The organism is Humidesulfovibrio sp. (assembly GCF_031082295.1).
Lineage (GTDB): Bacteria > Desulfobacterota > Desulfovibrionia > Desulfovibrionales > Desulfovibrionaceae > Humidesulfovibrio.
Genome location: NZ_JAVHLD010000029.1, coordinates 1 through 25,781, shown reverse-complemented (window position 1 = coordinate 25,781; position 25,781 = coordinate 1). Strand labels below are relative to the sequence as shown.

Annotated in this window: 23 protein-coding genes; 12 read left to right on the top strand and 11 right to left on the bottom strand. The window is 61.9% G+C overall.

Translation table 11 applies throughout. From position 1 onward, the window contains the following. Window positions 1–14 precede the first annotated feature (14 nt). Entirely contained in the window at window positions 15–356 is a 342-nt protein-coding gene (locus RDU24_RS12955) for a TraR/DksA family transcriptional regulator (protein WP_308736190.1), read from the bottom strand. Between the two features lie 530 nt (window positions 357–886). Between RDU24_RS12955 and RDU24_RS12950 the strand changes: the two genes are divergently transcribed. The 9 genes from RDU24_RS12950 to RDU24_RS12910 all read left to right on the top strand — a co-directional run bounded on the left by RDU24_RS12950 (window position 887) and on the right by RDU24_RS12910 (window position 11,367). Further along, entirely contained in the window at window positions 887–1,390 is a 504-nt protein-coding gene (locus RDU24_RS12950) for a hypothetical protein (protein ID WP_308736189.1), read from the top strand. After that, on the top strand, window positions 1,387–2,097 hold the full coding sequence (locus RDU24_RS12945) for a HesA/MoeB/ThiF family protein (protein WP_308736188.1): 711 nt from the start codon (window positions 1,387–1,389) through the stop codon (window positions 2,095–2,097). Before RDU24_RS12950 ends, RDU24_RS12945 begins: the two co-directional genes overlap by 4 nt. Before the next feature lie 493 nt (window positions 2,098–2,590). After that, on the top strand, window positions 2,591–2,899 hold the full coding sequence (locus RDU24_RS12940; RefSeq protein ID WP_308736187.1) for a hypothetical protein: 309 nt from the start codon (window positions 2,591–2,593) through the stop codon (window positions 2,897–2,899). Between the two features lie 52 nt (window positions 2,900–2,951). After that, entirely contained in the window at window positions 2,952–3,545 is a 594-nt protein-coding gene (locus tag RDU24_RS12935) for a restriction endonuclease subunit S (RefSeq protein ID WP_308736186.1), read from the top strand. Between the two features lie 10 nt (window positions 3,546–3,555). Next, on the top strand, window positions 3,556–5,142 hold the full coding sequence (locus RDU24_RS12930; protein ID WP_308736185.1) for a type I restriction-modification system subunit M: 1,587 nt from the start codon (window positions 3,556–3,558) through the stop codon (window positions 5,140–5,142). 1 nt (window position 5,143) lies between these two features. After that, window positions 5,144–6,151 (top strand): virulence RhuM family protein, encoded by a 1,008-nt coding sequence (locus RDU24_RS12925; RefSeq protein ID WP_308736184.1) that lies wholly within the window; start codon window positions 5,144–5,146, stop codon window positions 6,149–6,151. Window positions 6,152–6,672: 521 nt separating this feature from the next. Beyond that, a complete protein-coding gene (locus RDU24_RS12920; RefSeq protein ID WP_308736183.1) occupies window positions 6,673–7,389 on the top strand; it encodes a restriction endonuclease subunit S in 717 nt (238 codons plus the stop codon). Between the two features lie 22 nt (window positions 7,390–7,411). After that, window positions 7,412–10,648: a type I restriction endonuclease subunit R gene (locus RDU24_RS12915; RefSeq protein WP_308736182.1), complete on the top strand. Its 3,237-nt coding sequence runs from the start codon at window positions 7,412–7,414 to the stop codon at window positions 10,646–10,648. Further along, window positions 10,645–11,367 carry a M48 family metallopeptidase gene (locus tag RDU24_RS12910; RefSeq protein WP_308736181.1) on the top strand — a complete coding sequence of 241 codons (723 nt, stop codon included), beginning with the start codon at window positions 10,645–10,647 and terminating at the stop codon, window positions 11,365–11,367. Before RDU24_RS12915 ends, RDU24_RS12910 begins: the two co-directional genes overlap by 4 nt. Before the next feature lie 139 nt (window positions 11,368–11,506). Here RDU24_RS12910 and RDU24_RS12905 read toward each other — a convergent pair whose 3' ends face one another. Further along, entirely contained in the window at window positions 11,507–11,908 is a 402-nt protein-coding gene (locus RDU24_RS12905) for a hypothetical protein (RefSeq protein ID WP_308736180.1), read from the bottom strand. A gap of 385 nt (window positions 11,909–12,293) precedes the next feature. On the opposite strand from RDU24_RS12905, the gene RDU24_RS12900 reads away from it, so the two are divergent. The 3 genes from RDU24_RS12900 to tolR are packed head-to-tail and all read left to right on the top strand — an operon-like array spanning window position 12,294 to window position 13,732. Beyond that, window positions 12,294–12,563 (top strand): energy transducer TonB, encoded by a 270-nt coding sequence (locus RDU24_RS12900; protein ID WP_308736203.1) that lies wholly within the window; start codon window positions 12,294–12,296, stop codon window positions 12,561–12,563. 30 nt (window positions 12,564–12,593) lie between these two features. Continuing rightward, a complete protein-coding gene (locus RDU24_RS12895) occupies window positions 12,594–13,295 on the top strand; it encodes a MotA/TolQ/ExbB proton channel family protein (RefSeq protein ID WP_308736202.1) in 702 nt (233 codons plus the stop codon). A 2-nt stretch (window positions 13,296–13,297) separates the two neighbouring features. After that, window positions 13,298–13,732 (top strand): protein TolR, encoded by a 435-nt coding sequence (gene tolR, locus RDU24_RS12890; protein WP_308736179.1) that lies wholly within the window; start codon window positions 13,298–13,300, stop codon window positions 13,730–13,732. Between the two features lie 731 nt (window positions 13,733–14,463). Here the strand turns inward: tolR and RDU24_RS12885 are convergent. The 9 genes from RDU24_RS12885 to RDU24_RS12850 all read right to left on the bottom strand — a co-directional run bounded on the left by RDU24_RS12885 (window position 14,464) and on the right by RDU24_RS12850 (window position 25,576). Next, on the bottom strand, window positions 14,464–14,868 hold the full coding sequence (locus RDU24_RS12885) for a hypothetical protein (protein ID WP_308736178.1): 405 nt from the start codon (window positions 14,866–14,868) through the stop codon (window positions 14,464–14,466). Between the two features lie 15 nt (window positions 14,869–14,883). Beyond that, window positions 14,884–15,834, bottom strand: a complete 951-nt coding sequence (locus tag RDU24_RS12880; RefSeq protein ID WP_308736177.1) for a hypothetical protein — start codon at window positions 15,832–15,834, stop codon at window positions 14,884–14,886. A gap of 104 nt (window positions 15,835–15,938) precedes the next feature. Next, window positions 15,939–16,178 carry a hypothetical protein gene (locus RDU24_RS12875; protein WP_308736176.1) on the bottom strand — a complete coding sequence of 80 codons (240 nt, stop codon included), beginning with the start codon at window positions 16,176–16,178 and terminating at the stop codon, window positions 15,939–15,941. A 1,339-nt stretch (window positions 16,179–17,517) separates the two neighbouring features. Beyond that, window positions 17,518–17,997 (bottom strand): hypothetical protein, encoded by a 480-nt coding sequence (locus RDU24_RS12870; RefSeq protein ID WP_308736175.1) that lies wholly within the window; start codon window positions 17,995–17,997, stop codon window positions 17,518–17,520. Window positions 17,998–18,382: 385 nt separating this feature from the next. Next, window positions 18,383–20,518, bottom strand: a complete 2,136-nt coding sequence (locus tag RDU24_RS12865; protein WP_308736174.1) for a methyl-accepting chemotaxis protein — start codon at window positions 20,516–20,518, stop codon at window positions 18,383–18,385. 389 nt (window positions 20,519–20,907) lie between these two features. Beyond that, window positions 20,908–21,030 (bottom strand): type I restriction enzyme endonuclease domain-containing protein, encoded by a 123-nt coding sequence (locus tag RDU24_RS16035; protein WP_374989776.1) that lies wholly within the window; start codon window positions 21,028–21,030, stop codon window positions 20,908–20,910. Window positions 21,031–21,752: 722 nt separating this feature from the next. Beyond that, on the bottom strand, window positions 21,753–22,208 hold the full coding sequence (locus RDU24_RS12860; RefSeq protein WP_308736173.1) for a hypothetical protein: 456 nt from the start codon (window positions 22,206–22,208) through the stop codon (window positions 21,753–21,755). 680 nt (window positions 22,209–22,888) lie between these two features. Beyond that, on the bottom strand, window positions 22,889–23,239 hold the full coding sequence (locus tag RDU24_RS12855; RefSeq protein WP_308736172.1) for a hypothetical protein: 351 nt from the start codon (window positions 23,237–23,239) through the stop codon (window positions 22,889–22,891). A gap of 87 nt (window positions 23,240–23,326) precedes the next feature. Further along, window positions 23,327–25,576, bottom strand: a complete 2,250-nt coding sequence (locus RDU24_RS12850; protein WP_308736171.1) for a recombinase family protein — start codon at window positions 25,574–25,576, stop codon at window positions 23,327–23,329. Between the last annotated feature and the right edge of the window lie 205 nt (window positions 25,577–25,781).

Sequence of the window (25,781 nt, the reverse complement as noted above, 5' to 3'; positions counted from 1 at the left end):
GTGAGGGGAGGCCCTCACACCGCCCGGGCCGTCTCCCTGCGGCCCATGCAGGTGGAGCAGAAGGAGGTGGTGGGCAAAAGCTCCAGCCGCCTTATGGAGATGTCCTCTCCGCATTCCTCGCAGACGCCGAAGTCGTCGTGCTCCATGCGGCACAGCAGGCGCAACAGTTCCTGGAAGCGGCGGTCCATGCCGTACTTCCATTCGAGCGAGGACATGCGCGCAGTGTGATCCTGAATGCGCTGCACGCCGTTCTCGTCCTGTCCATTGCAGTCGCGCCATACAGCCACGGCCTGGACGATTTCGTTGATCTCGGCTTGGACGATTTCTCGCAAGCGCGATAGCTGTTCCGCAGTCATGGGAACCTCCTTGTGTTCGGGTGAAATGAAAAGCCCCACCTTCCGACGTCCGGAAAGGTGGGGCCCGCGTGCCTGCGCCTGGATGTGACGCGCTACACGACGGCCCCCTCCATCAGAAAGAGGACGTGCTCCAGCCGCTGGGCCTGTCCGGCCACGGCGGGGATGGTGTGCATGTTGGTCTGGCTGCGCTTCACGTGTGTTCTCCAGGCAAAAATGTACCTCTAAAGTTTTGACTATACACTAGCAGAGAAAAAATGCAACTGGCTTTGAGACGAACTCTTTCTGTTGTCGATTCTCAAGAAAATGTGGACCTTGTCACCCCCTGGCGGGCATGGCCCCGTTTACGAGATGCCCCTAAGCGGGCGAGTCTGCTCGGCCACGGCTCTCTTCAAGGAGAGGGTGGACGGGAAGGGACAGAATTGGACGCAGCACCAAGTCCTCAGCCGGGCCTGGTGGGCTCAGCCCTGGCAGGGGGTGTCGGCGGAACAGCCATGTCCCGCCATGCTCTGCGCCCATTTGAGGGTACTCATATGAATATCATCTTCAAGACGACCGCCACACTTCTCAACCGCATTCGCGCGGACCTCAGACGCCCGCATGCCTTCGCGCAGGAACGCGTGGGATTCATTGCGGCAGGCCTGACCGCAGCCTCCGAAAACGTGCTGGTTCTCGCCCATGAGTACTGGCCGGTGGAGGACGGGGACTATCTGCCAGACCGCACTGTCGGAGCGATGATGGGACCGGAGGCCATCCGCAAGGCGCTGCAGTGGGCCATGGGCTCGCGCGTGGCGCTGTTCCATGTGCACAGCCACGGTGGGCACGGCGTCCCCTGGTTCAGCGGAGTCGACCTGCGCGAAAATGCGAAGTTCATCCCCGACTTCTTCAAGGTGGCCCCGCAATGTGTCCATGGCTCCATCGTGCTGACCACAGATGCCGCGAACGGCCAAGTCTGGTTCGACCGGCGACAGCCTTGCCGTCCGGTTGACGTGTTCTCAGTGACGGGTTTGCCTCTCAAGAAATGGAGGACAATATGAATCGCCTTGACCGCCAAAGCTTTCTCGGACCCGACAGTGAGAGCCTGCTTCGGGAATGCACGGTTGGGTTTATCGGCCTCGGGGGCAGTGGGGCCCATGTCGTCCAGCAACTCGCGCATCTTGGTGTGGGCGGATTCGTCCTGGTCGACCCCGACAAAATCGATTTGACCAACACCAACCGCCTGGTGGGCGGGACCTTGGCCGATGCCGGAGCAGAGACTCTGAAAGTGACAATCGCAGAGCGTGCCATTCGCGGCGTACAGCCTGACGCCCGAGTAGTCGCGGTGCCCGACACATGGCTGGCCACGATGGATGAGCTGAAAGTCTGCGACGTCATTGTAGGGGCCGTGGATTCCTACAAGGAGCGCGACCAGCTTGAACGGTTCGCGCGCCGCCATCTGATCCCTTACCTCGACATCGGCATGGACGTGCACGATTTGGGGCCAAATGGTTTTCTGATCAGTGGCCAGGTGGTCCGGTCCATGCCTGGTGGCCCGTGCTTGCGGTGCTGCGGCCTCGTGACCGAGGAGAGGCTCGCCCAGGAGGCGCAAGCATACGGAGCTGCGGGCGGCAGGCCGCAAGTCGTGTGGCCCAATGGTGTCCTCGCCTCCACTGCCGTTGGGCTTTTGGTGCAGATCATCGCCCCGTGGCATCCCAAGCTTTTGGAGTTCGTGTACCTTGAATACGACGGCACAAGGGCACGATGAAGCCGAGCGCACGGATGGAGCTGCTGCATGGGAAGTCCTGCCCGCATCATCCCGCCGATGAGGTTGGCGACCCCTTGTTCGACATTCGCGCCCATCTCGCCAAACTGCAGACGGATCACACCAGCAATAGCACGGGGAATTCTCTGCCAACAAGTGGCAACTCTTTGTGGGCAAAGTTGAAAAATCAGATTTCAAGTGTGTTCATCTGGTTATGCGCCAGAAATGCTCGGTAGACCTCAAATCTTACCGCCGCACACCAGGCAATCATTCTTTTTCACGCTTGACATACCGCACACGTCGACATACATAACGAGCGAAGCCGAACCCAGTGAGAGGATTCGGCTTCGATTTCATCAACCCCGGCAGTCGGACACAGAATGCATCTCACTGGGCAGAGCTGACGAAGCGTAGGAACTTCAAGATGCCTCTGCCCCCGGCTTCTGTCAAGGCTGCCACACCGAATGAGGGCTTGCATATGGGTTTCGGACTTGGTTTGAGGATTCTGTCGGCGGAGGCTGCCCGCGTCGCGGGTGAGATTGAGCAACACATCAGTGACTGTGGGGGGAGCCTCTCGGCCTGGTACGCGGGCATCACTGACGATCCCGAGCGGCGGCTGTTTACGGAACATAACGTCAGCAAGCAGACGGGCCATTGGATCTACCGCAAGTGCAGCACTGACGACATCGCGCGCGAGGTCGAGCAGCATTTCCTGGACAAGGGCTGCCAGGGTGGCCCCGGCGGAGGGGATGGGACGAGCAAGTACGTCTACGCGTACAAGGTGACCAACTCCACCGTCGAGTAGCCAAGCACACTTCCGCCGGGGGCATTGGCCCCCGGCGGAAGCCAAGGAAGCCATGAAAAAAAATATCGGTGAACTCTGCGAGATTCAGCTTGGCATGCAATTCCGTGGGCGCATTGAGCCGGAAACGGACGGAACCCATGCCGTTATCATGATCAGGGACATCGGGCCAGACAGGCGGTTCCTTGCTGTAGACGGCCATGAGCGCGCGCTTGTCCTTCCACCATCGCCGCCCGAGCGTTACCTCGTCCACGAGGGCGATGTTCTGTTTCTCGCTCGTGGTCAGGTCAACTACGCGGTGCCCATCACCACCAAATTCGAACGCCCGACCATCGCGCCCAGCTTTTTCTTCATCCTGCGCCCCCGGGAAGACGCGACGACAGTCTTGCCGGAATACCTCGCCTGGGCCATAAACCGGCCGGAGGCCCAGGAATACCTGCAGCAGAAGGCCCGCCGTGGCAGCCACATGCCCCTGGTGGGCAAGGCTGATGTCCAGACCCTTCCGGTCCCTGTTCCGCCTGCTGCGGTTCAGGAGCATGTCGTGGCGCTGGACCGTCTCGCCCGCCAGGAGCGGGAGCTTGTGAACCGCGTCGCCGACCTCAACCTGCAACGCATCCGCGCAGCCTGCGAGCGCGCGGTCAACCGCTAGGAGCGCCCGTATGACCACCATCAGCCAGGATTCCATCAACAACGCCGCGTGGTCGGCCTGCGACAGCCTGCGGGGCGCCCTCGACGGAGCTTTCTACAAGGACTACGTGCTCGCGCTGCTCTTCCTCAAGTATATGAGCGACCTGTGGCTCGAGAAAAAAGCCGCGCATGAGGGGCGTTATGATGGCGACGCGGCCCGTGTGGCCCGCGCCATCGCGCGGGAGCGTTTCACCATCCCGGATGGCTGCGACTTTTACAGCCTCCACGCGCAGCGGGAACTGCCCGAGGTGAAGCTCCCCGGACACCTCACGCACGATGAGGAGAAGCCCTACAGCCTTGGCGAGCGGCTCAACATCGCCTTCGCCAAGCTGGAAGAAGCCAACCCCAAGAAGCTCGAAGGCGTCTTCTCGACCATCGACTTCAACTCCGAGGTGCTGGGCGACACCAAGGACCGCCACCGCCGCCTCGCCAACCTGCTGGGCGATTTCAACAAGCCCGAACTCGATCTGCGCCCGTCGCGGCTGGGCGGCCAGGACATCATCGGCAACACATACGAGTACCTCATCGAGCGGTTCGCCGGCGACGCGGGCAAGAAGGGCGGCGAATTCTACACGCCGCGCCCGGTGGCCCAGCTCATGGCGCGGCTCATTGCGCCCCGGCCCGGCTCCACAATTTGCGACCCCGCCTGCGGCTCGGGCTCGCTGCTGATCCGCGTGGCCGAGGAAATCAAGCGCACCGCCGCCACGGACCAGGAGCGGCGCGACTTCGCCCTCTGCGGCCAGGAGAGCAACTACGGCACGTGGTCTCTGGCGCGCATGAACATGTTCCTGCACGACATGGACGCGGCGCGCATCGAGCGCGGCGACACGCTGAACAGCCCCAAGCTCCTCGACGGCGGCGCGCTCATGCGCTTCGACATCGTTGTGGCTAATCCGCCCTTCAGCCTGGACAAATGGGGCGCGGAGCACGCGGCGGCCGACCCGTTCAAGCGCTTCTGGCGCGGTGTGCCGCCCAAGAGCAAAGGCGACTACGCCTTCATCAGCCACATGGTGGAGGCCATGAAGCCGGAAACCGGCCGCATGGCCGTGGTGGTGCCCCACGGCGTGCTGTTCCGCGGCGGGGCGGAGGGCGCCATCCGGCGGCAGTTGGTGGAGGAGAACCTGCTCAAGGCCGTCATCGGGCTGCCCGCAAACCTCTTCTTCGGCACGGGCATTCCCGCCGCCATCCTCATCTTCGACCGCGCCAAGGCGCAGCACGTCGGCACGGACGTGCTGTTCATCGACGCCAGCCGCGAGTTCGCGTCCATCCGCACCCAGAACATCCTCACCGATGAGCACATCGCCCACATCGTGGAGACCTTCGAGGCCTTCGCCGAGGTGGAGAAGTACGCCCACCGGGCCACGCAGGAGGAGATTCGCGGCAACGACTTCAACCTGAACATCCCGCGCTACGTGGACACCTTCGAGGAAGAAGAGGAGATCGACATCGCCCAGGTGCAGAAGGAGATCGACCGCCTGGAGGTGGACCTCGCCGAGGTGCGGACCAAAATGAACGAGCACCTCGCGCAGTTGGGCCTCGTGCCCGCCAAGGGGGAGTAGCATGGCCGACGAGATCGCCACGCAGTCCGAGATTCTGCTCTACCAGACCGAGGATGGCCAGACGCGCATCGACGTGCGCCTGGAAGACGGCACGGTCTGGCTTTCGCAAAAGCACATGGCAGAGCTTTACCAAGTGACGCCCCAGAACATCAGCCACCATTTGAGCAATATCTTCAAAGAGGGCGAGTTGGGTGAAGCCGCAGTTCACAAATACTATTTGCTAACTGCAACCGACGGAAAACGTTACAAAACGAAGCTCTACAACCTTGAAGTGTTCATCGCTGTGGGCTACCGGGTGCGCTCGTACCGGGGCACGCAGTTCCGTCGTTGGGCCACGGAGCGGTTGCGCGAATACATGGTCAAGGGCTTCACCATGGACGACGCCCGGCTGAAGGCCGTGGCTACACCCTTCGGCGCGGACTACTTCGACGAGCTGCTTGAGCGCATCCGCGACATACGGAGCTCGGAGAAGCGCTTCTACCAGAAAATCACCGACATCTACGCCACCTCCGTGGACTACGACGCTCACGCGCCCATCAGCCAGGAGTTCTTCGCCACGGTTCAGAACAAGCTGCACTGGGCCATCACCGGGCAGACCGCCGCCGAGATTGTGGCCCGCCGCGCGGACGCCGACGCACCCAACATGGGCCTCACCTCCTGGAAGGGGGCCAAGGTGCGCAAGGCCGACGTGCACGTGGCCAAGAACTACCTGAACGAGGAGGAACTGCGGGGGCTGAACCGCATCGTCACCATGTACCTGGACTTCGCCGAAGACCAGGCCACGCGCCATGTGGCCATGCACATGAAGGACTGGATAGAGCGGCTCAACGCTTTCCTGCGCTTCAACGAGCGGGAAGTGCTGGACAATGCGGGCAGCATCTCCGCCGTGCTGGCCAAGGCCAGGGCCGAGCGGCAGTACGAACGCTTCGAGGAGCGCCGCCGCACGGATGAGGCCAGCCTGGAGGGCGACTTCGACAGGGCCGTGAAGCGGCTGGGGAGAGGGAAATGATTCCGGCAGGCTGGAAAGAGTTCCCCCTGGACGAGCTCTGCACAGAAATTCGTGTTGGGATCGTCGTTAAGCCCACGCAGTACTATGTCGCTCCTGGAAAAGGCATCAAGGCCTTTAGGTCCGCCAACATCAAAGAAGGAAAAATCGACGACTCGGATTGGGTGTATATTTCGGAGTCAGGGCACAAGACGAACAAAAAGTCCATCCTCAAAGAGGGAGATGTCCTGCTCGTGCGGTCTGGTGCGCCCGGCATCTCGTGCGTTGTCGATAAGGCCCATGCGGGTTCTAACTGCATTGATATTGTTTTTGCTCGGCCCAACACAGGGCGCATCATTCCTGAATTACTCTGCAATCTCAACAATTCTTCGCTCGTTAAGCGGCAGGTTAGCGCCATGGAGGGTGGACTCGCAATCCGGCATTTGAATGTTGGAGCATATTCAAGTGTTGTCCTCGTAATCCCCGAGAGCCTCGTGGAGCAGCGAGCCATAGCGGCAGTCCTTTCGTCCGGTGACGAGGCTATCATGCTTTGTGAGCAGCTCATCGCCGCCAAGCAACGCCGCCGCCAAGCGCTGGCCCAGCGGCTGCTGACGGGCAAGGCGCGGCTGCCGGGGTTCGTAAAGCAGCCAGGAACCGTGCCGACGCATCCGTATCCTTTGCCGAAGGACTGGGCCTATGTCCGCATCGGCAAGGTCTGCCGCGAGCTCACCGGCCGGAACTCCGATGCGGCGGATCTGCCGGTGTTGTCCTGCACCAAGCACCAGGGGCTCGTCAGCTCGCTGGACTACTTCGGCAAACGAGTCTTCAGCGAGGAGACCAGCGCCTACAAACTGGTGCCGCGGGGAACGTTCGCCTACGCGACCAACCACATCGAGGAAGGCTCCATCGGCTACCAGGACCTCTACGATTTGGCGCTCATCAGTCCCATCTACACCGTCTTTCAGACCACGGAGCAGGTTGACGACTCCTTCCTGTTCCGGCTGCTGAAAACGGAGTGGTACAGGCAGTTGTTCCAAAAGCACACGAACGCCTCCGTGGACCGGCGTGGGAGCCTGCGCTGGAGCCACTTCTCGGAAATCTGCATCCCGCTTCCCTCCATTCGCGAGCAGCGCGCCATCGTGGAAGTGCTCGAAGACGCCGACCGCGAAATCGCCCTGCACCGCGCGGAGCTGGACGCCCTGAAGCGCCAGAAGCGCGGGCTTATGCAGCAGTTGCTCACAGGCAAGGTCCGGGTTCCCTAAACGCCCGGCCCCAGGAGGCCCCATGTCCGACAGCGCCATCTTCAACGAAGCGTCCACCAGCCACATTCCGGCCATCCGCACCTTGCAGCGCCTGGGCTGGAGCTACCTGCCCCCGGCCGAGGCCAGGCGGCTGCGCGGCGGCCGCGCGCGCGAGGTGGTGCTGCGTGACGTGCTGGCCGAGCAGCTTCGCCGTCTCAACAGCATCGAGTACAAGGGCCGCACCCACCAGTTCTCCGAGGCCAACATCGCCGCCGCCGTGGCCGCCGTGGCCGACCCCAAGGACACGACCGTGCTGCAGGCCAACAGCGCCGTCTACGACATCCTCTGCTACGGCAAGAGCTTCAAGCAGCTCGTCGGCGGCGACTCCAAGAGCTTCACCATGCGCTACGTGGACTGGGAGCGGCCCGAGGCCAACGTGTACCACGTCACCAGCGAGTACGCCGTGGCCAAGACCGCCTCGGCCGACGTGCTGGAGCCGGACATCGTGCTCTTCGTCAACGGCATCCCCTTCGTGATCATCGAGTGCAAGCGCCCGGACGACAAGGACGCGCTCAAGGCCGCCATCGCCGACCACCTGTTCAAGCAGCGTGAGGACCAGGCCCCGAGCCTCTACGCCTGCGCCCAGCTGCTGCTGGCCCTGACCAAGAACGAGGCCCGGTACGGTTGCACCGGCACCCCGGCCAAGTTCTGGAGCGTGTGGAAGGAGAAGGACCTGCCGCCGGAGCGCCTGGACGAGTCGTTGCGCGTGCTCATCAATACGCCGTTGCCCGTGGCGGAGCGTGAGGCCCTGTTCGAGAAACCCTACACGCACTGGCGGCCCTACATCGAAGAGTGGGAGGCCGGGGAGCGCACCCCAACGGCGCAGGACGCGGCCCTATGGAGCCTGTGCCGGCCCGCCCGGCTGCTGGAGCTGGTGTACCACTGCACGGTGTTCGACGCTGGCCAGCGCAAGGTTGCCCGCTACCAGCAGTTCTTCGCCCTGCGCAGGATGATGGAGCGCATCCGGGCCGTGCGGCCCGATGGCACGCGGCCCGGCGGCGTGGTCTGGCACACCCAGGGCAGCGGCAAGTCTCTGTCCATGGTCATGCTGGCCCGGCGCATCGCGCTCGCTTCGGACATCGGCGACTACCGCATCGTGCTGGTGACGGACCGCACGGACCTGGACGACCAGATCTACGGCACATTCCGCAGTTGCGGCCTGCACCTGGAGCAGGCGGACTCCGGCCGCGACCTAGCGCGCAAGCTGGAGCAGGGCGGCAAGCCCATCGTTACCACCGTGCTCCACAAGTTCGAGGACGCCGCCACCAAGGCCAAGCTCAAGCTCGACGCCGCCAACATCTTCGTGCTGGTGGACGAGGCGCACCGCTCCAACTTCCGCAAGTTGCATGCCTGGATGCGCGCCGCGCTGCCGCGCGCGTGCTTCATCGGCTTCACCGGCACGCCGGTGCACAAGAAGGACGGCAGCGTGGTCCGACAGTTCGGCGGAATCATCGATTCCTATACCATCAAGGACGCCGTGGCCGACCAGGCCGTGGTGCCGCTGCTCTACGAGGGTCGGCACGTGAACCTTGCGCCGAGCGAAACGCCGCTGGACCAGGCCTTCGAGCTCATCACGCGCGGCCTGACCCAGGAGCAGCGCGCCGACCTCAAACGCAAGTTCGCCAGCGCAGGGCACATCCCGCGCATCGGCAACTTCATCAACCAAGTCGCAATGGACGTGAGCCTGCACTTTGAGCAGAACTGGCAGGGCACGGGCTTCAAGGCCCAGCTTGTGGCGCCGTCCAAGGCCGCGGCCATCCGCTACAAGCAGGCGCTCGACAGCTACGGCCTGGTGACCTCCGAAGTGCTCATCTCCGGTCCGCAGACACGTGCGGAGGAGAAAGGAGACGAGCCGGAGGGCGATGGGGCCGAGGACGCCACGCTGGTCCAAGAGTTCTGGCGCAGGAAGATGGAGCGCTACCGCACGGAGGAAGCGTACAACAAGCAGGTCATCAACGCCTTCAAGTCCGGGGAGGAGCTGGAAATCCTCATAGTGGTGCACAAGCTGCTCACGGGTTTCGACGAGCCGCGCAACACGGTGCTGTACCTCGCGCGGCCGCTGAAGGACCATACCCTGCTGCAGGCCATCGCCCGCGTGAACCGGCTGCACGAGGGGAAGGAGTACGGCTACATCCTGGACTATGTCGGCGTGCTGGACCACCTCGCCAAGGCCATGGAGGAATTCGCCGCCGAGAACTACGACCCGGAGCAGCTCCAGGGCATCGTCGCCAACGTCTCCGAGGCGACCGTGCGCCTGCCGGGCCTGCACGCCGCCCTGCTCGATGTCTTCAAGACCGTGTCCAACAGGCGCGACGAGGAGGCCTACGAGCGTCATCTCGCGGACGTCGAGGAGCGCCAGCGGTTCTACGAGCGGCTGTCGGCCTTTGCGCGGTGCGTGGGCTTGAGCTTTTCCTCGGCGACGTTTCTGGAGCAGACGGACGCCGCGTTGCAGGAGCGCTACCGCCGGGACCTGCTGTTTTTCGAGCGGCTGCGCCGGGCGGTCCGGCTGCGCTACGCGGAGGCGGTGGACTATGGAGAGTACGAGGCACGCATCCAGAAGATCGTGAACACCCATGTGGGCGTGGTCGATGTCGAGCTGATCACGGAGCCGGTCAACATCTTCGACCAGGAGCGGTTTGCGCGTGAGGTGGAACGTGTTCATGGCGACGGGGCCAAGGCTGACGCCATTGCCCACCGCACCATGCTGACCATCACGGAGAAGATGGAAGAGGATCCAGCGTTCTACCGGAAGTTTTCCGAGCTGCTGAAGTCGGCCATCGACGCGTTCCGGCAGGGCCGGCTCAAGGACTCGGAGTACCTCAAGGAAGTCAAAAAGCTGATGGTGGCTGTACGAGATCGCGTGGTGGATGGCATCCCCGAACGTCTGCGCGCGGAGGACGACGCCCGGGCGTATTACGGGCGCATTCTCGAACTGGTGCGCCAGCACTTCCAGGAAAGCTCCTCGCAAGAGCCGGCGGCGAAGGTCGAGATGTTCTGCGTCGAGGCCGCGCTCAACGTGCACGCCATCGTCCAGGAACTCAACGTGGTAAACTGGACGAGCAACGAAGACGTGAAGAACAGCATGCTCCAGCGCATGGACGACTGGTTTTTCGACGCGGGCGATGGAGACGAGGGACTGGTGCTTCCGCCAGCGGTCATCGACGCCATCCTCGACGCCTGCATGCGCATCGCCACAGCGCAGCACCAAGTGAGAGCATGACACCCATTCTTGAAATCGTACATGGAGTCCATCGCATTCCAGTGCAGGTGGTCTTTGACGGGTTCCGGACTCTGCGCATATCCGTGCGCCCCGAGGGCCTCGTGAGCGTTCGGGCTCCTCAAGGGACGCCGCTCGCCCTTATCACGGCCCGTACCCAGGCGAAGTCGACATGGATCTTTCGCCATCTTGAACGCTTTCGCGAAGTGAGGCGGTTGGCGCTTCCCCGCGAGCATGTCAGCGGGGAGACCCACAAATACCTTGGACGCAACTACAGGCTTCGGGTCCGCCAGGGCGACCGGAATGATGTCCGCCTTGCTGGCCGATTCCTCGAGGTGACGACCGCCAATCCCCCACACAGCGAAAAGGTTCGTGAGCTTCTTGACCTGTGGTACCTGCACCGCGCTCGTGTTGTCTTTGGCCGTATCCTCGACGAGTTGAGTTCGCGGTACGGCGCACATGGCATTGGCGCACCGGAGCGTGTCACTGTGCGGGCCATGTCCAGCCGGTGGGGCAGTTGCTCGCGTGCCGGCACGATTACCCTCAACAGGCATCTGGTCAGGGCGCCAATGCTTTGCGTGGAGTACGTGATAGCCCATGAACTGTGCCACCTGCGGCACCACGGCCACACCACAGAATTCTACGAGTTGCTCTCCACCCTCATGCCGGACTGGCAGGAGCGGAGGGCGAGGCTGGCACTGGAGCCGCACCAGATAGAGTGAAAAGAGGGGCCTTGCGGCCCCCTTTTCTGCTACGGCCAACGATCTGACGAGTTGAGAATATCCTCGTGGCAATGCCCTAGGTGGGAGTCTGCCTTGGCAAGTTGTAAGTGCTCTGACGGGGTCGAGCCTGCCAGCATGTTCAGCTTCCGAAAGCCTCACGAGCCTCTTCTTTAGAACATTTGCGGATGCTTCCATCCGCCTCGACGACCCCCCAGTTCGCAACGGTATGATTCTCGTTCCGATTGTCTTTTTGTCCCCACCTGACGACATCACCCGGCCTGGCCAAAATCTCGGCAGGGCCTCCAGCATCTGTTCCGAGGTATTCTCCGAAGTGCAGGACCGGACTTCTGCCAACAGGCCAAGACGTCACTGCGGCTATCCACGGCTTTGAGCAACGTTTCTCGTTGTACCCTCTAAACACCTGCACGATGCGCATTTGCTTTGGCAAATGCGCTTCGATCCTTCTGGATACAACAGCCTGAAGCTCCACCAATTCGTCCAGGTTCAGCGTATCAACAAATGCTTCGATCTCGCCGTTCACTCTGTGCCCCTTCTGCGTTTATTTGAGGTTGCGCTCACATCTTATGCTGCCCTGAATGATTCAATCATGAGGTTTCTTTGAAAGTCAAGAACCTATAATTGAATAGTTGTCTAGTGTCCAGCTGGCTTTCGAATTATGGAAGCAGGATGAATGGTTCCTCCGTATAACTCGATTGGCAACACAAAAGTTGGGGCTGTACCCGTGCGCGTCACGGCATTATATTGGAGCCAGAAGTGATGCACCATGACCACCAAGGAGGCCATCATGAAGGGCGACCACAGCCTCCACTGGAGGGGCGGGCGGCGGCACGGGCGGCGGCCAGGGAACGGGCTCCGGCCAATCCGTCGGCAGCGGCACGGGCCAGGGCGGCATCGCCGTGGACCGCATGCCCGTGGCGGTGAAGCGCGTGAAGCCGTTCTACCCCATGGATGCGCGGCGGCGCGGCATCTCCGGCCAGGTGACGTTGCGGCTTTTCGTCGACGCCGAGGGCGGCGTGCGCGAGGTGCAGGTGCAGGCGGCGGAGCCTGCGGGCGTGTTCGAGGAAAAGGCCGTGGAGGCCGCCCGCAAGTGGCGCTTCGAGCCTGCAGTTTTCAAAGGCGCGCCGGTGGGCATCTGGATGACCCTGCCGGTGCGCTTCGCGCTGGATGGGCGATAGCAACCTCTTGGGCCTGGAGGGGCTTTGACCATGATTCCCGAGTCCGGTTTTCTGGGCATGATGCTGGGGGCAACCCTGGGCGTGCAGATCGTGCTGGTCTTTCTCGTGCTCATGAGCCTGTGGAGCTGGGCCATCATCCTACAGAAGCTCATAGCCTACCGCAGAGCGGGCAAGCAGGTGGCCGAGGGCTCGGCCCTGTTCGGCGAGGCCGGGGATTTCGCCGCCGCGCTCCAGGCCCTGGGCCGCGACGCGGAATCCCCGCTGGCGCGGGTCGGCGCGCTGGCCGTGGCCTCCATGCGCAAGCTGGAGCGCGCCGACGTCGAACCGGACCGCAAGCGCGCGTTGGCTGCAGACACGCTCAGGCGCGTTCTGCGCAGGGGCATCACGGACGAGATGAAGCGCCTGGGCGCGTCCCTGTCCTTCCTGGCCACCTGCGCCAACTCCGCGCCCTTCATCGGCCTGTTCGGCACGGTGTGGGGCATCATGCACGCCTTCCACTCCATCGGGCTGTCGCAATCCGCTGCGCTGGCCACGGTTGCCCCGGGCATCTCCGAGGCGCTGGTGACCACGGCCATCGGCCTTGTGGTGGCCATCCCCGCCACCATCGCCTACAACTCGCTCTTGGCCCGACTGGGCGACGTGGAGGCCGAGATGGTCAACTTCGCAGGCGCCTTCCTCAACCGCGTGGAGCGCGAGGTGAGCTGGGGCCATGACGCCCGGAAGGACGGTTGACTGTGGGCGCCAGCGTGGGCGGCACGGGCCGCTTCATGGCCGAAATCAACGTCACGCCATTTGTGGACGTGATGCTGGTGCTGCTCATCATCTTCATGGTCACCGCGCCCATGCTGACCCAGGGCGTGGACGTGGACCTGCCCAAGACCAGAAGCGTGCGCACCCTGCCCGCGGGCAGCGACCACCTGGTGCTCTCGATCAAGAAGGACGGCGCGATCTACCTCGACGAGTACAACGTGCCCTTTGAGGACCTGCGCAACCATTTGCAGAACCTGGTGGTGTCGCAGAACAAGCAGTTGTACCTGCGCGCCGACAAGGATGTGGCCTACGGCGTGGTGGTCAAGGTCATGGGCGAGATCAAGAGCGTGGGCATCGAGAAGCTGGGCGTGGTGGCGGAGTCGAGCGAGGCGGGGGCTGTTGGGGCGGTGTCCCCGTAGCGAAGGTGGCACTGTTTCGCGAATGGGAAAGGCGGCCCTTTCGGGCCGCCTTATGGTGGGGTGGGAGACTACAGTTGCGCCCCGTTCTGCCGTGAATCCAGTTGCAAGGGCTGGGATTGCCGACGAGGCGATGGTGGGCCTTACGGCCTGCCGGTGAGCCAGGGCTCACATACGTTGTGCCGCGCTGCCGGTGGTCACCGGATTCGCGGCTTCTCCACAGTGATCTTGGCATACGCCAAGGACGAGTGGAGAAAGTTGGTTTCGCGGCGGAGCACGAGACGCCGCGCGAACAAGCGCTTCGCCAACGCAGCTTTGAAGCGCGTCGCAGATGCGACCAATCGTCTGATCATTCGTTTTCCTCCTCTGTTCGGATCTGGGCCCGTGATTGAATGAAACCATCGCGCAAGAGCTGAAGTCCAGGGCAGAAAGAGGCCTTTCTGCAGAAAATTGAAAGATATTTTGCGGGGGCGAATCACTGCTGCAAAGCCTGCAAACGCGCGGCTGTGCCAGGCGAAGCACGGAATGGCTTTCCTCCACTCGGAGGACATGAGCTTTCCGACTTTCACAAGCAGCCCTGCCTTGTTGGGATCGAAACGGCACTTTTTCCGCCAGGCACGGAGCGTGCGCAGGGGCGGGCCAATCTTCTCGGTCGAGACAGGCCGCAGCCGCGAAATGAGTTTGAGGCTGATGGTCGATCCCTGGCGAACGCCCCTGCCGCTTCGCTTGTTTTACTACTCCGGCCCCCAGACAGTTGCAGGAGCAAGAAACTGGAGCGCCTTGCCGACAACAACCTCAAGCCGGGCGACGTCGAGATGAGCGAGGTACGCCTCGGTGACTAGGCGGCCATCGGCCACGCGCTGCACGTGCAGATACTGCACTTTGTCTTTCTGCCGCAGAGCGAACAGCACGCCATCTTCACCCGTGCCACGCAGCAGCTGTGGCTCGGCTTTCACAATCTGCCCCCGGCGGAAGCAGTCGAGGCATGCCTTGAGGGACGCCAGCGCCTCAAGGTCGGAGCAGGGAAATCCCATGAGGCTCGCCGACACCCGCGTCCACCGGCGTTTGCCTTTAGCTTCGTCCGCCACTCCGGCAGTGATAGACAGTTTGAAGCCATCTTTGTCGTAATTCAGACTCATGGTCGTACCCTCCGTCTAGCGCCGCGGATTCCACAGATATAGCCACTGTTCCTCGGAGACATCCCGGTCAAGCAGGTACGACTTTCGTTCAAAGTGCAGCCGGGTGTCCCACTGGGCCAGCCGGAGGTTGAAGTACCGCTGGGCTAATGCAGGCGTATTCTGCACGATGTGCCGTGAAGCGCGCCGCCATACCCATGCCTCAAGCTCTTGCGCCTGCTGCCGGGCATCGAACGCGTAGCGCGCAAAATGATGGAAGCTACGCGCGGTGGCGTTGATGTGGCGGAGTTTGTGCTCCGGCAAGGCGTCCGATGCCAGCGCCACCCGCACGCTCTCTTTGAACCGCTGCACCGCTGCTTCATTCATCTTGATGTGCAGCAAGCCGTCGGCTACGTGTGCCGACCAATGCATGATATCCACCGGACGCTCGCGCAGATCGCACCACACTGCGCCGTTCTCCTCGAACGGTTTCGCGGCCATGAGCCAGCAGCCGTCTTCTGACCACAACATACCGGCGTGGTATTCGCGGGCGACAGGCAACACAGCCTCGGACGCGTGCCGCCAGACCAAGCTGCCGAGGACGTATCGGGCGAAGCTGGCGCGCAGCGTGTCCCCCGTCGCATGGTCAAGCAGGCCCTGCGCGTGGGCGATGAACGCCTCGTCGGTGATGTGCGCCGCCGCACCAGAGGCCACCTGCGCGGTAGCCCAATCGTAGGGGACGGCCCCGAGCCAGAAGCGATGGAAGCGGTTGGACTGGATACGCATCCAGCTGGTCATGATGCCCGGCGACCACCAGGGCCGCCAATACCCCTGGGCCCTGTTGGCGATTGGCGCCAGGACAAGCCAGGTGGCGTAGAGCTCGCGAAACACGTCGGCTATCTCAAGCTGCTTCTTCGTCGAGCGCGGCATGTAGCGCTCGACCAGTGCCCCGGCGACGGTCTGAAAGCTGTCACGTTCGAGGTACCGCATCAGATCATGGTGGCGCCCGGCCAGGGCAAGGGAGCGCTGCGCTCTGCGAACAAGCGCAACGTCACCCGGCCCTGGCCGATGAGGTTCCCGGACGATGCCCACCGCTACGCGCTCGCGTCCGCCTGGGTAGCCGACTTAGCCTCGGTCTTGTCGGCAGCGGCAAGCTCCTTTTCCGCCGCGGCGAGCTGTACGTTCAGCCACGTTTCGAACTCCGGCTGGAGCGTAAACTCCCAGCTCTTCTGGCGGCATGCCTCCTTGACTGCCAGATACCGGGCGTGTGTCTGGGCGCTAATCTTGACGTTGAGCTGAGCCTCGGCCTTTGGCGACTTCTTGAGAATGGGCATGTATACCTCCGTATACTGGTTGAAGGTTGCGGAGAGAGGGGCCATGAAATCACGTCTGGTCGCGCCAGAGAAATCCGTCAATGTGAAATGTGGGGGGCACCCAAAATATTTTTCGCCCTGCCATGGCTCGCTGTGATGTGGTTAGTCCATTCGATGTCATGCAACGTACAATAATTACATATGAAAACGGCTTCATTGTTGAGGTGGACTGTCTTCGAGCCTTTCGCGCCGACTGCCCTTGCGCAGCGTCTGGCCAGAGGTGGTATGATGGACGCAGACCCGCATCGCTTGAAGCTGGCCGCCAAACCAGCACGGCCCGCCGTGACGTCACCACGAGCCGCAGAAGGGTGCGTGAACCCGTACATGAAGGAGGAAATAGATCAGGAGACGTGCGCTCCAAAACCAAGGCGCTCGTCTTCGCCATGCCATCGGAATCGTAACCCTGCCGTTTTGACCGAGAGCAAACTTCTGGTAGCCAACCAGTAACCGTCGTCTAGCCAACGACGGTCTCATCAAGTTTGCTCGCAACCGGAGAGCCGTATGCGACGGAAACGCGCCTGTACGGTTCGGGAACCAGCGCCACAAGCTACTTTTGCGTTAGCGGAAGGTGTGAAGTGTCGTTGAGTTCATGCTTCCCAAGAGTTGGTGCGCCTGGATAGGCGGGATGTCGTATGCCCTAGAAACTAGGGTCGCGGGACGGTACCTTCGCTCTATGAGCATGGGCCGTGACGCGTTAGGGACGGAGCGGCTGCGCGTGACGAAACCAGGTGGCTCCTGGAGATAAGCACGATGCAGTTGGAGCAGCTTCGGAAAAGGGCGAAAGCCCGACCCGGTTCGCAATGGTGACGAGAGGAACCTTCGTTTAAAACCCGAGAGATAACGCCGTAGTAACACTTTGCTGCGACACCTCGGAAGTTGAAAGGAGCGCATTCTGGGAGCAATGCCCCAGACGTGAAGGCTCGGGCACAGAAGGCACCTAAAGCGAATAGCGACATGTGAGGCAGAAGCTCACAGCAGCGTACTTCAAGCGTATCGGTTCTCAAACCGTTCGCTTGAAAGTGCTGCGTCCGTTGAATCAGGGATGAAACCTGTCGACTACCCAAGTCAGCAGGACACAGAGGTCTCGTAGTAACCTCCCGGAAGGGCAACGCCTGCGTCCGACCCCAGGTAAATAGTTTGGGGCAATTGCTGGTTGGCTACCAGCGTGTAAGCGAAGGACAGACGCGGCGCCAAAATGCGCCGAGGCGAAGGAGACCAGGTCGGTCTTGGCAGTGATTCCGAATCATGGATCATCAAACGAAAAGGGGGCCGAAAGGCCCCCTTTCTCGTTGTGTGCATGTTACGACCATTCGTTTGGATCGTCTCGAAGCTGGCGCAGGATGTCCTGCAGATGATTATTATCCTCACCCGGCGCGATATGCTTGTAGAGCGGCACAGTCACCATGTCGACGGAATCCACGCCAGGCTCTGCCAGCCATTCATCGCGCGCCTTAATCGCTTCAGCTGCGTCCTCGTAGACCTCCTTGGCAGTAGGACAGAAACCGCGTCTGCCATAAACCGGGTGGTTTTTCGTGACATAGATCCAGAGCACGATGACCGCCGGCACGAAGCACGATTTGCCCCAGAGTTTCATTGCCTTGCCATCTGTGCTTTTGATCAGTTTGACAAAACCCGGGCTCAACACTTTAGCCGCTTCCTCACGCATGGTGAGCTCGCAGATATCCATGCACTCCTCATTTGAAGCAAACACGCCGAGGCAGACCTCGAACCCGCTGTTGTCCAAAGCGGACAACATGTACACATCGCCCTTCTGTATCATCTTTACTGCTCCTTGTGAGGCTTGCGGTGTATCCAGCCAAGCCTTGGGCGAGATCGTCAAGATGAGCCAGAGCACGGCCCGGTAGGTGCGAGGCACCACCACCGACGCAGAGGAACAGCCCGCCGCGAGCAAGGAGACCAACTAGGCCGTTGAGCAGAGAAACGGCATCGACACGCAGACGACCAACAGCATGCAGGAAACCACCACGGCTATCCGCAAACTGACTGTCCAGACCAGCAAGTGGCTCGCTCAGGTGGCGGACCTCAAGCGGGAGGTCGACGCCTCCTCGCCTCCGTGCATAGCCTACGGCCCCCTGAGCAAACACAAGGGCCAGAGACGCCACTGCGCGCCTCCGGCCCTTTCCGTTCCGCTGTTGTGGGTGCTGCTATCCGCGTCCCTCGGCGGCCATCTCGGCGACGAGTCGTCCAAGATCCTCCGCCTGGTCGGAAAGTTCCGCCACGGCCCGGGCGGAGCTACGCATGCCGTCCGCCGTCTCGGCTGAAATGGCGTTGATGTCTGTCAGCGAGCGGTTGATCTCCTCGCTGGCGGCGGATTGCTCTTCCGCAGCCGCTGCGATGGCGCGCACCTGGTCGTTGGACTGTTCCACCATGTCCACTATGTGCGCCAGCGACTTGCCGGAATCGTCCGCAAGGACATTGGCCTCCTCTATGGTGCCCACGGTGCGCTCTACGCTCTTGGCGTTCAGGGTGGTGGCCTCCTGAATGCCCCGGATGGCGTCGGACACCTCGCGGGTGGCGGCCATGGTCTTCTCGGCCAGCTTACGCACCTCATCGGCCACAACGGCGAAGCCGCGCCCGGCATCGCCCGCGCGCGCGGCCTCTATGGCGGCGTTGAGCGCCAGCAGGTTGGTCTGGTCGGCGATGTCGTTGATTACGCCCATGACCTGCCCGATGCCTCCAGCGCTTTTGCCCAGCACTTCCATGCTTTCCTTCATGCCAAGAGCCTGGGAGCGCACCTCGGCAATGGTTTGCACCATCTTGCGCACGGTGGAGGCGCCCTCCTGGGCCATCTCCGTGGCGCGGTGGGAGCTTTCCGAGGCGTGCCCGGCGTTCTGCGCCACCTCCAGCACCGTGGCGTTCATCTCTTCCATGGCCGTGGCCGTCTCCGTCACGCGGTCACGCTGGACAACGGCCCCCTTGCTGGACTGCTCCACCTGTGCGGCGATCTGCTCTGAGGCCAGTGTGAGCTTGTGCACAACGCCTTCAATGCGGCTGGAGGCCTGCAACATGCCCTCGCGCCGGGCGCGTTCCGCCTGGGCGCGGGCCTCGTCGGCCTCGGCCTGGGCCAAGCGCGCGGCTTCCGTCTCGCGGGCCGCCAGTTCGGTCTGCTCCTTGGCCTCGGCGATCTTCGCCTTGAGGTTGGTAACCATCATGGTCATGGAGGCGCACAGCACGCCGATTTCATCCTTTTGCCGAACATCCAGCGGGTGATCCAGATTGCCTGAGCTGATCGCCTGCGCGAAGGCGACTGCGCTGCCCAGCGGCGTGTTGATGGCCCGCACCACAATTAAGCCTACGGCAAGGGTGACGAAGGCCGCGCCAAGGCTCATGGTGATGTACAGGTACATGGCAAAGCGCGCCTCCGCCCCGCGCCGGGCGGTCAGCGCCATAAGGTCTATGGCGAGGCGCGCCTCCACTTCGCGCATCTGTTCGATGCGACCGGTGGATGCCTTGAACCAGGCCGGGGCGTCTCCCCCCAGGGCCTCTGCCCTGGCGTTGTCCAGCGCCAGCCTGCGCATCTGTTCCACCTGCTCCACCAACGGGCCGGAAACCTTCTGGTCGTAGAAGGTGGTTTGCTCCTCCGAGGCGAAGGCGCGGTATCCGGCCAGGCGCTCCTGCTGGGCGGATAGGACGGTGATCCAACCCTTGAACAGGTCAGCCGGGAACGTGTTCTGTGCAAAGGCTCCGTTCAGGGTTGCGCGCTCTCGGCCCGCGTATTCTTTGGCCCACAGCAGGGCGTCGTACGCGGCAATGGCCTTCAGAACCTCGGTATCCGCACTGGTGCGCAGAATGGAAGCGTTAATGTCAAGCAGGGCAGCAATGGTGGCCGAGTAATAGGCGATGGCCTCTGCGGGCTTCAGGGGCTTGGTATCCACCTCCCTGCGTTTGCCGGAAACGGCCTCCATGCCAGCGGCCCCCTTATCCATGGCCTGCTTGAGCTCCGGGGCGAAGCGGACGACAGGGAAGGCCTTGATGTGCTTGCGCAAAGTTTCAACGACCTTGTCGGACTCACCGCGCTGCGCGGCCAGCTCCGGGCCAAACTTTTCGCCCTTGCTGGCCAGATACCCGGAGGACAGCCCGCGCTCTTTTTGCAGCTCGTGGGCGGCATTGCCGATGTCCACCGAGAGTGAGGCGAGCTCAGCAACGTTGTCCATAGCCGTGACGGTGACCCGCTTTGACTGGATCGCGAGGATGGCGAAGAACAGCAGTGCGGACAACGGCACCACGATGAGCACAAGCAGCTTGGTGCGGATGGGCAGGGAGCGGAAGGCAGAAAGCATGGGTGAGACCTCCTGAGAATGTCAACATGCGCTAGACAATGAAGGATTCTTATTAACTTTAACCGAAGGAGATAGCGTTGTATAGGGGGCGAGAAGTGAATCTATGCGAACACCCTAACGAATAGGTGGGCGCGCTTGTCGTCAGGCCCGACGGCGCGATATAAAGTGCCTTGGGGGGGCCACGTCGCGGTCGGACGAGGCAAGAGATGATGCTCATACCGGACGGGAAGGACCATACATGCCCACATCGCCCATTCACTCGACAGCAACGCCGCCTAGTCGAGCACAGCCTAGGTCTATTTTCCTGTTTGTCGGGCGGATAGCCGTATTGGCGCAGGATTTGGTTTAACCTGCACCTGTAACTTGGCCTGCACGTTCTCACGCAAGGGCTAATCGATGGTGTCGTTCCTGCGTACGGGGTCCACAAGTTCACGTGCGATGAAGTGTAAGGCCTCATTGCGGACAACTTTCATCGTGCTGTCGTTGGTTTCCACGGCGCCATAGAACGCCATCTCATCTTCGTTCGTTGAATGCCGCAAGCCCTGGTACCCAGGGCCACGGGACGACACCTACGCCCTCACGGGCTTGGATCGTGACGTGAAAAGGGACGCAGCGACCGCACGAGGCGAAAACCGGATGGCCCCCGGCATAAGCTCGATGCGGTTAGAGCAGCTGCGTTCAAGGGCGAAAGCCCGACCCGCACCGCTACGGGGACAAGAGGAACTATCGCTAAAACTCATGCACTAGCCTTGGAGTAACGCCCCGCTGTGACACCTCGGGGGCCGAAAGAAGCAGATGCCAGGAAGAATGCCCTGGCGGTGAAAACATGAGCACAGATAGCGCCTAAGGCGGATGATATCGGCATGTGGGGTAAAAGCCCACGACGGCGTACTGACAAGATATCAGTTGGCTATCAGCTGGCTTGGAAAGTGCCGTTTCCGCGAAATCGAGGATGTACCCTGTGCGCCGTCCTGGCGTGCAGGACACAGAGGTCTCATTGTAACCCCCAGCAATGGCAACGCCTGCACCCGACCACGGACGAACAATCCGTGGCAAGATTCGGTTGGCTACCGAACTGTAAGCGAAGGGCAGGCGGGACGAGGAAATGCGTCCGGGCAAAGGAGACCAGGTCGGTCAAGGCAGGATTCCGAATAGTATGGATCATCGAACGAGAAAGGGGGCCGCAAGGCCCCCTATTTTTGTGCCGTCTCGGTACGGCGTGGTTATTTTGCGGCTAGTCGTCGAAGCTGCTGCAAGAGGAGAGCGAGTCGGTAGAGCTGCTGCTCGACCAGCTATCGTCCGAGCTACTCGACGAGAATGAGTCGTCGAAGCTGGATGTGCTGCTGGACCAGTCGTCGTCGTGGTGAGTTGGGTCGATCACCGTGCCGTGGTAAATGTTATCCGGCTCGTACGCGTACATAGGGTCGGTCCACCGGCTCGTATCCGAGTCGTAACTGAAGGATATGGTGCTGTCGTACGTCGCGCTGTTGGTCGGCCAGTCGTCGTCGCTCGAAAACGGCGAATGCTCAAACAGACAGGTGCTGCTGGTCGCGGTGAAGGCGTCAGCGGCACTGTCGTCGTTCGAGTCATTACGAACCGCCGCATAAGCGCCCGTCCCGGTTTCCTGATCCTGGCTCCGGAGGAACACGATGGCGGCGAGAACGACTCCGCAGAGTATGATTCCTTCCATATTTTCTCCTTGCTGGTTTGTGCGTTTTGGAAATTGATCCATAGCACAGAACGCAAATGGAGCCCAGGAAAAAGTGATCGACTTCAGATGTTTACAGGCACTCGCTTACGGGTCGGCTAGCCGTCCAGAACTGGACGCAAGCGCATGGGTACTCCGCTGACGGTCAACGCTCATATGCCCTGTGGAAGATGCCCTCACCCTTTCAAGACGGGCGGGTACTCCACCTCTACACAATCTATGACCAGAGCCCCCGCCGGAGGCGAGGCATCTTCGACCGTCGCCCCATAGCGGTGCGCTGCACGAGCAAACGACGGGCGGCAAGGCGCGGCGTAGCCGCCCCCGTCAGGGGTTGACTTGCCGCACGTCGTGCTCGTGCTACCGTGTTCGTTGCGATGGTCTAGCTGAGGATAAGGAGGAGTGGGACCGTCATGCCCGGCTGCTGGTCATCGCCCGGGGCGTCCCAAAAAAAATCTTACTCCTGTCGTCGCTCAAGAGAAAAACCATCAAGAAATTCAGCCACTCGAGACTCTCGAATATCAGATTCTCTGGGTCGACTTTTCCGTAGTACTCTGGGAGATCATGATCCCTTTCACCTCAACAGGAGATGGATCATGGCCAACAAATCGGCACCCAGGCGGATTCTGCTCACTCTCTCTCATGGCATTGTGGTTCCCGCCCTGTCACGCCGCACCGGCGCGCCCTGCCGGGCCGTGCAAACGCGGTGGCTTATCGTCGAGATTGACGGCCCGGTGCGGCTTGTTGGCTGCCGCGACCGAAATGGGCGCGTGTTTCGGACCGCCGTGCGCGACAATGTGCGGCTTCAGACGCGCAGCATCGCCAACGCTCGCGAATTGACGCAAGGCGACGCAATCGTGCGAGCGCTCGATGAGGGCACCGCCGCGAACTTCGAAATGGATACCACCGGAACGCTGTTTGACTACAGGTCGCTCCGGCTCGCGGACGGCATGGACAACTACGGCGCATGGCCGACGCCGAACGGCGATGTAGTGGCCAGGCTGGCGACCACGCATGGCATGCTCGTCCCGTCCGTGGACCCGCTCAAGCCGCCATTCCGCGCTGTCGGGCTGCTCTGGGAGAATGGTGATTTCGCGCGGAACTCATCCAGCGCGATCCTTTCGTTCGCGAGTTCCGCCGGGGTGATCCTTGCCGCCGCCTACCCCGACGCCCTGGCCGAGCGCTTCGTGCGCAGGAACGCCGCCGCCTGGTCCGATTGGCTGCCCGCCGCTCCGGACGAAAAAGCACATCGATCCGCGGCGAGGATGGAAGCCATGTTCCCCAGGCGCGAGCACATCGCGCTCACGCAGGAGCATGTCTTGCGGTTCATCGACAAGAACCCCGGAAGTGAGGCGCTGTCGCTCAAGTCCGGCCCCGCACTCGACGTTGTCATCTGGAAGAACGGCGTGAGCAGGTCTGGCAAGCGTGTCAGCGCCGACCATATGTTCCTGCGCCCATTCTTTGAGCATTGGATGGACCCGGCTCCGGCCGAGTAGACTCGGCACTTTCCGGCAGAGTTCGTGAGGCTCCGGGGTGGCGACGCTCCGGGGCCTTTGGCTTGTGGCTTTAGGGGGTCTCTTGCCCTTGGCGGCGCCGCAGGAGTGCTCGGAGCAACCACCGGCTCCATCCTCACGCCCGTCGGGATCTGACTCCTCCACCTGCCCGAGTTGCCACGTCGCGCGGCCAACGAAGAAGCGTGCGACCGCCGACTTGCCAGCAGGCGTGAGCGGGCCTTGCTTCGTGCAGATCCACTCTTTTTCAACCAGCTCGTACGTCGTGCCGCTCTTCATCACGATCTTGACGCCCTTGTCCGGGCTGCACGTGACGGATTCGACAACGCTGCGCAGTTGCATCGCGATGCGCGCACGGCGCGCGTATACCGCCTCGTCCGACATGTCGACGTATCCCGGCAGGCCAGTGTCAGATGACAGCACGTCAGCGTCGGAACGTCCACGGAATTGAGTTGAGTCTTCCGCCGCTTGGCGTGCTGCCGTCGCCTCTGCGCGCGCCTTCATGAGTTGCGCGCGCAGCGCGACGCGCTTGCGCTTCAGCTCGGCAAGCTGCTGGCCTAGCTCTTCAAGCTCTGCGAGGTCATTGTCGACGAGCAGGGCCACGTGCTTCTGGATCCTGGCGTCCGCATTTTCCAGCTGCGCCTCGAGGGCGGCGATGCGGTCCGTGTGCTGTTTGAGGGCGGTGCTGTGAATGCCAACGGCAGCGACGATGTCGAGGTCGTCCATCGTGCCGGAGAGCACGAAGTTCTCGAGATAGAGGTAGTTGAAGTACCGACGATTTGCGCAGCCGTGCCCGGCATGAGCGGAGTTGCACGTCAGGTAATGCGCCCACGGCCTGACGCCGTTCTTTCTCGTCTTGTCCACTGTGGCGTTGTGATAGCCCATGGTTCCGCCGCACACCGAGCAACGCGCAAGCTTCTGGAAGAGATTCGCGAACTTCTTGCCCTTCCTGCCCCGCTGCCCTTTCTTGCGAAGGAACGCCATGTCCTGAACACGGTCGAACGTCGCACGGTCAATGACCTCGGGGTAGTAGCCGACAATGACCTCCTGCCCCATGACGCCCTCTTCGGTCTTGAATTCAGCGATGTATTCGCCGACGACAGCGCGATTGCACAGGAGCTTGTTGACGTAGCTTTCGTGCCACACGGGTTTGCGAGTATTCCAAGCCGGAATGCCCTCCTTTATGAGGGTCCGGGCGATGACGCCACGCCCGTAGCCACTCACGTACATGTCGAAGATGCGACGGACGAGCTGCGCTCGCTCTTCGAGCACATGAATCTTGCCGTCGCGAGCTTCAAGCCAGCGCGGGACCTGGCTCGTCACGATGACGCCGGTCTTTGCCAATTTGCGCTTTGTCTGCCAGTTCGCAAGCGACCGGAAAGACTTGTGCTCGCTCTCGCTGTTCGAACGCATCATGTCCGCCAGGATCGGGAAGAAGGCCGCGTACGAGGCGAGGTCCAGGATGACGTTTTGCGCTGTGAGGCCGATTTTGACACCACGCTGGGTGATATTGAGCAACAACAGCAGTGCTTCGTTGACACGGTTGCGGGTCAAACGGTCAAGGGATTCCGCGACAAGCACTGAGCCCGGCGGTACTTCACCGCTCTCGCATCGCTGGAGGAAGCGGCCGAGCTCACCCGTCAGCGCGTTGTCGCCACGAAATGCCGACACGCCGATGTCTTGCAAGGTCTCGGCAACCGGCAGGTTATGGGTTTCGACGAACCGCATGGCGGCGTCGTGCTGCCGCCGTTCGCCGTCGCCCCATGCTTGCGACTGGGATGACAGTCGGATATAAATGTATGCCTGTGACGCCGTGGGTGGGGTGAGGTTTGTATTTTTCATGAGAGCATCCTGCGGCTTCGTCTTTTCATGATGCCAGGAGTTTTTTGGGGGTCAGGCCGTGCCTGACGACGCCAAAAGCGACAATTGCCAGAAATTGCTGGCGAAGTTTGTTTCGCTTTGGGTAAGATAATTCTTCTGTGCTCCCCGCCAAAGGGCCTGAGGCCCTCTGGACACCCCATTGGTTCCCGGCGGAGTGCGGGGCGGT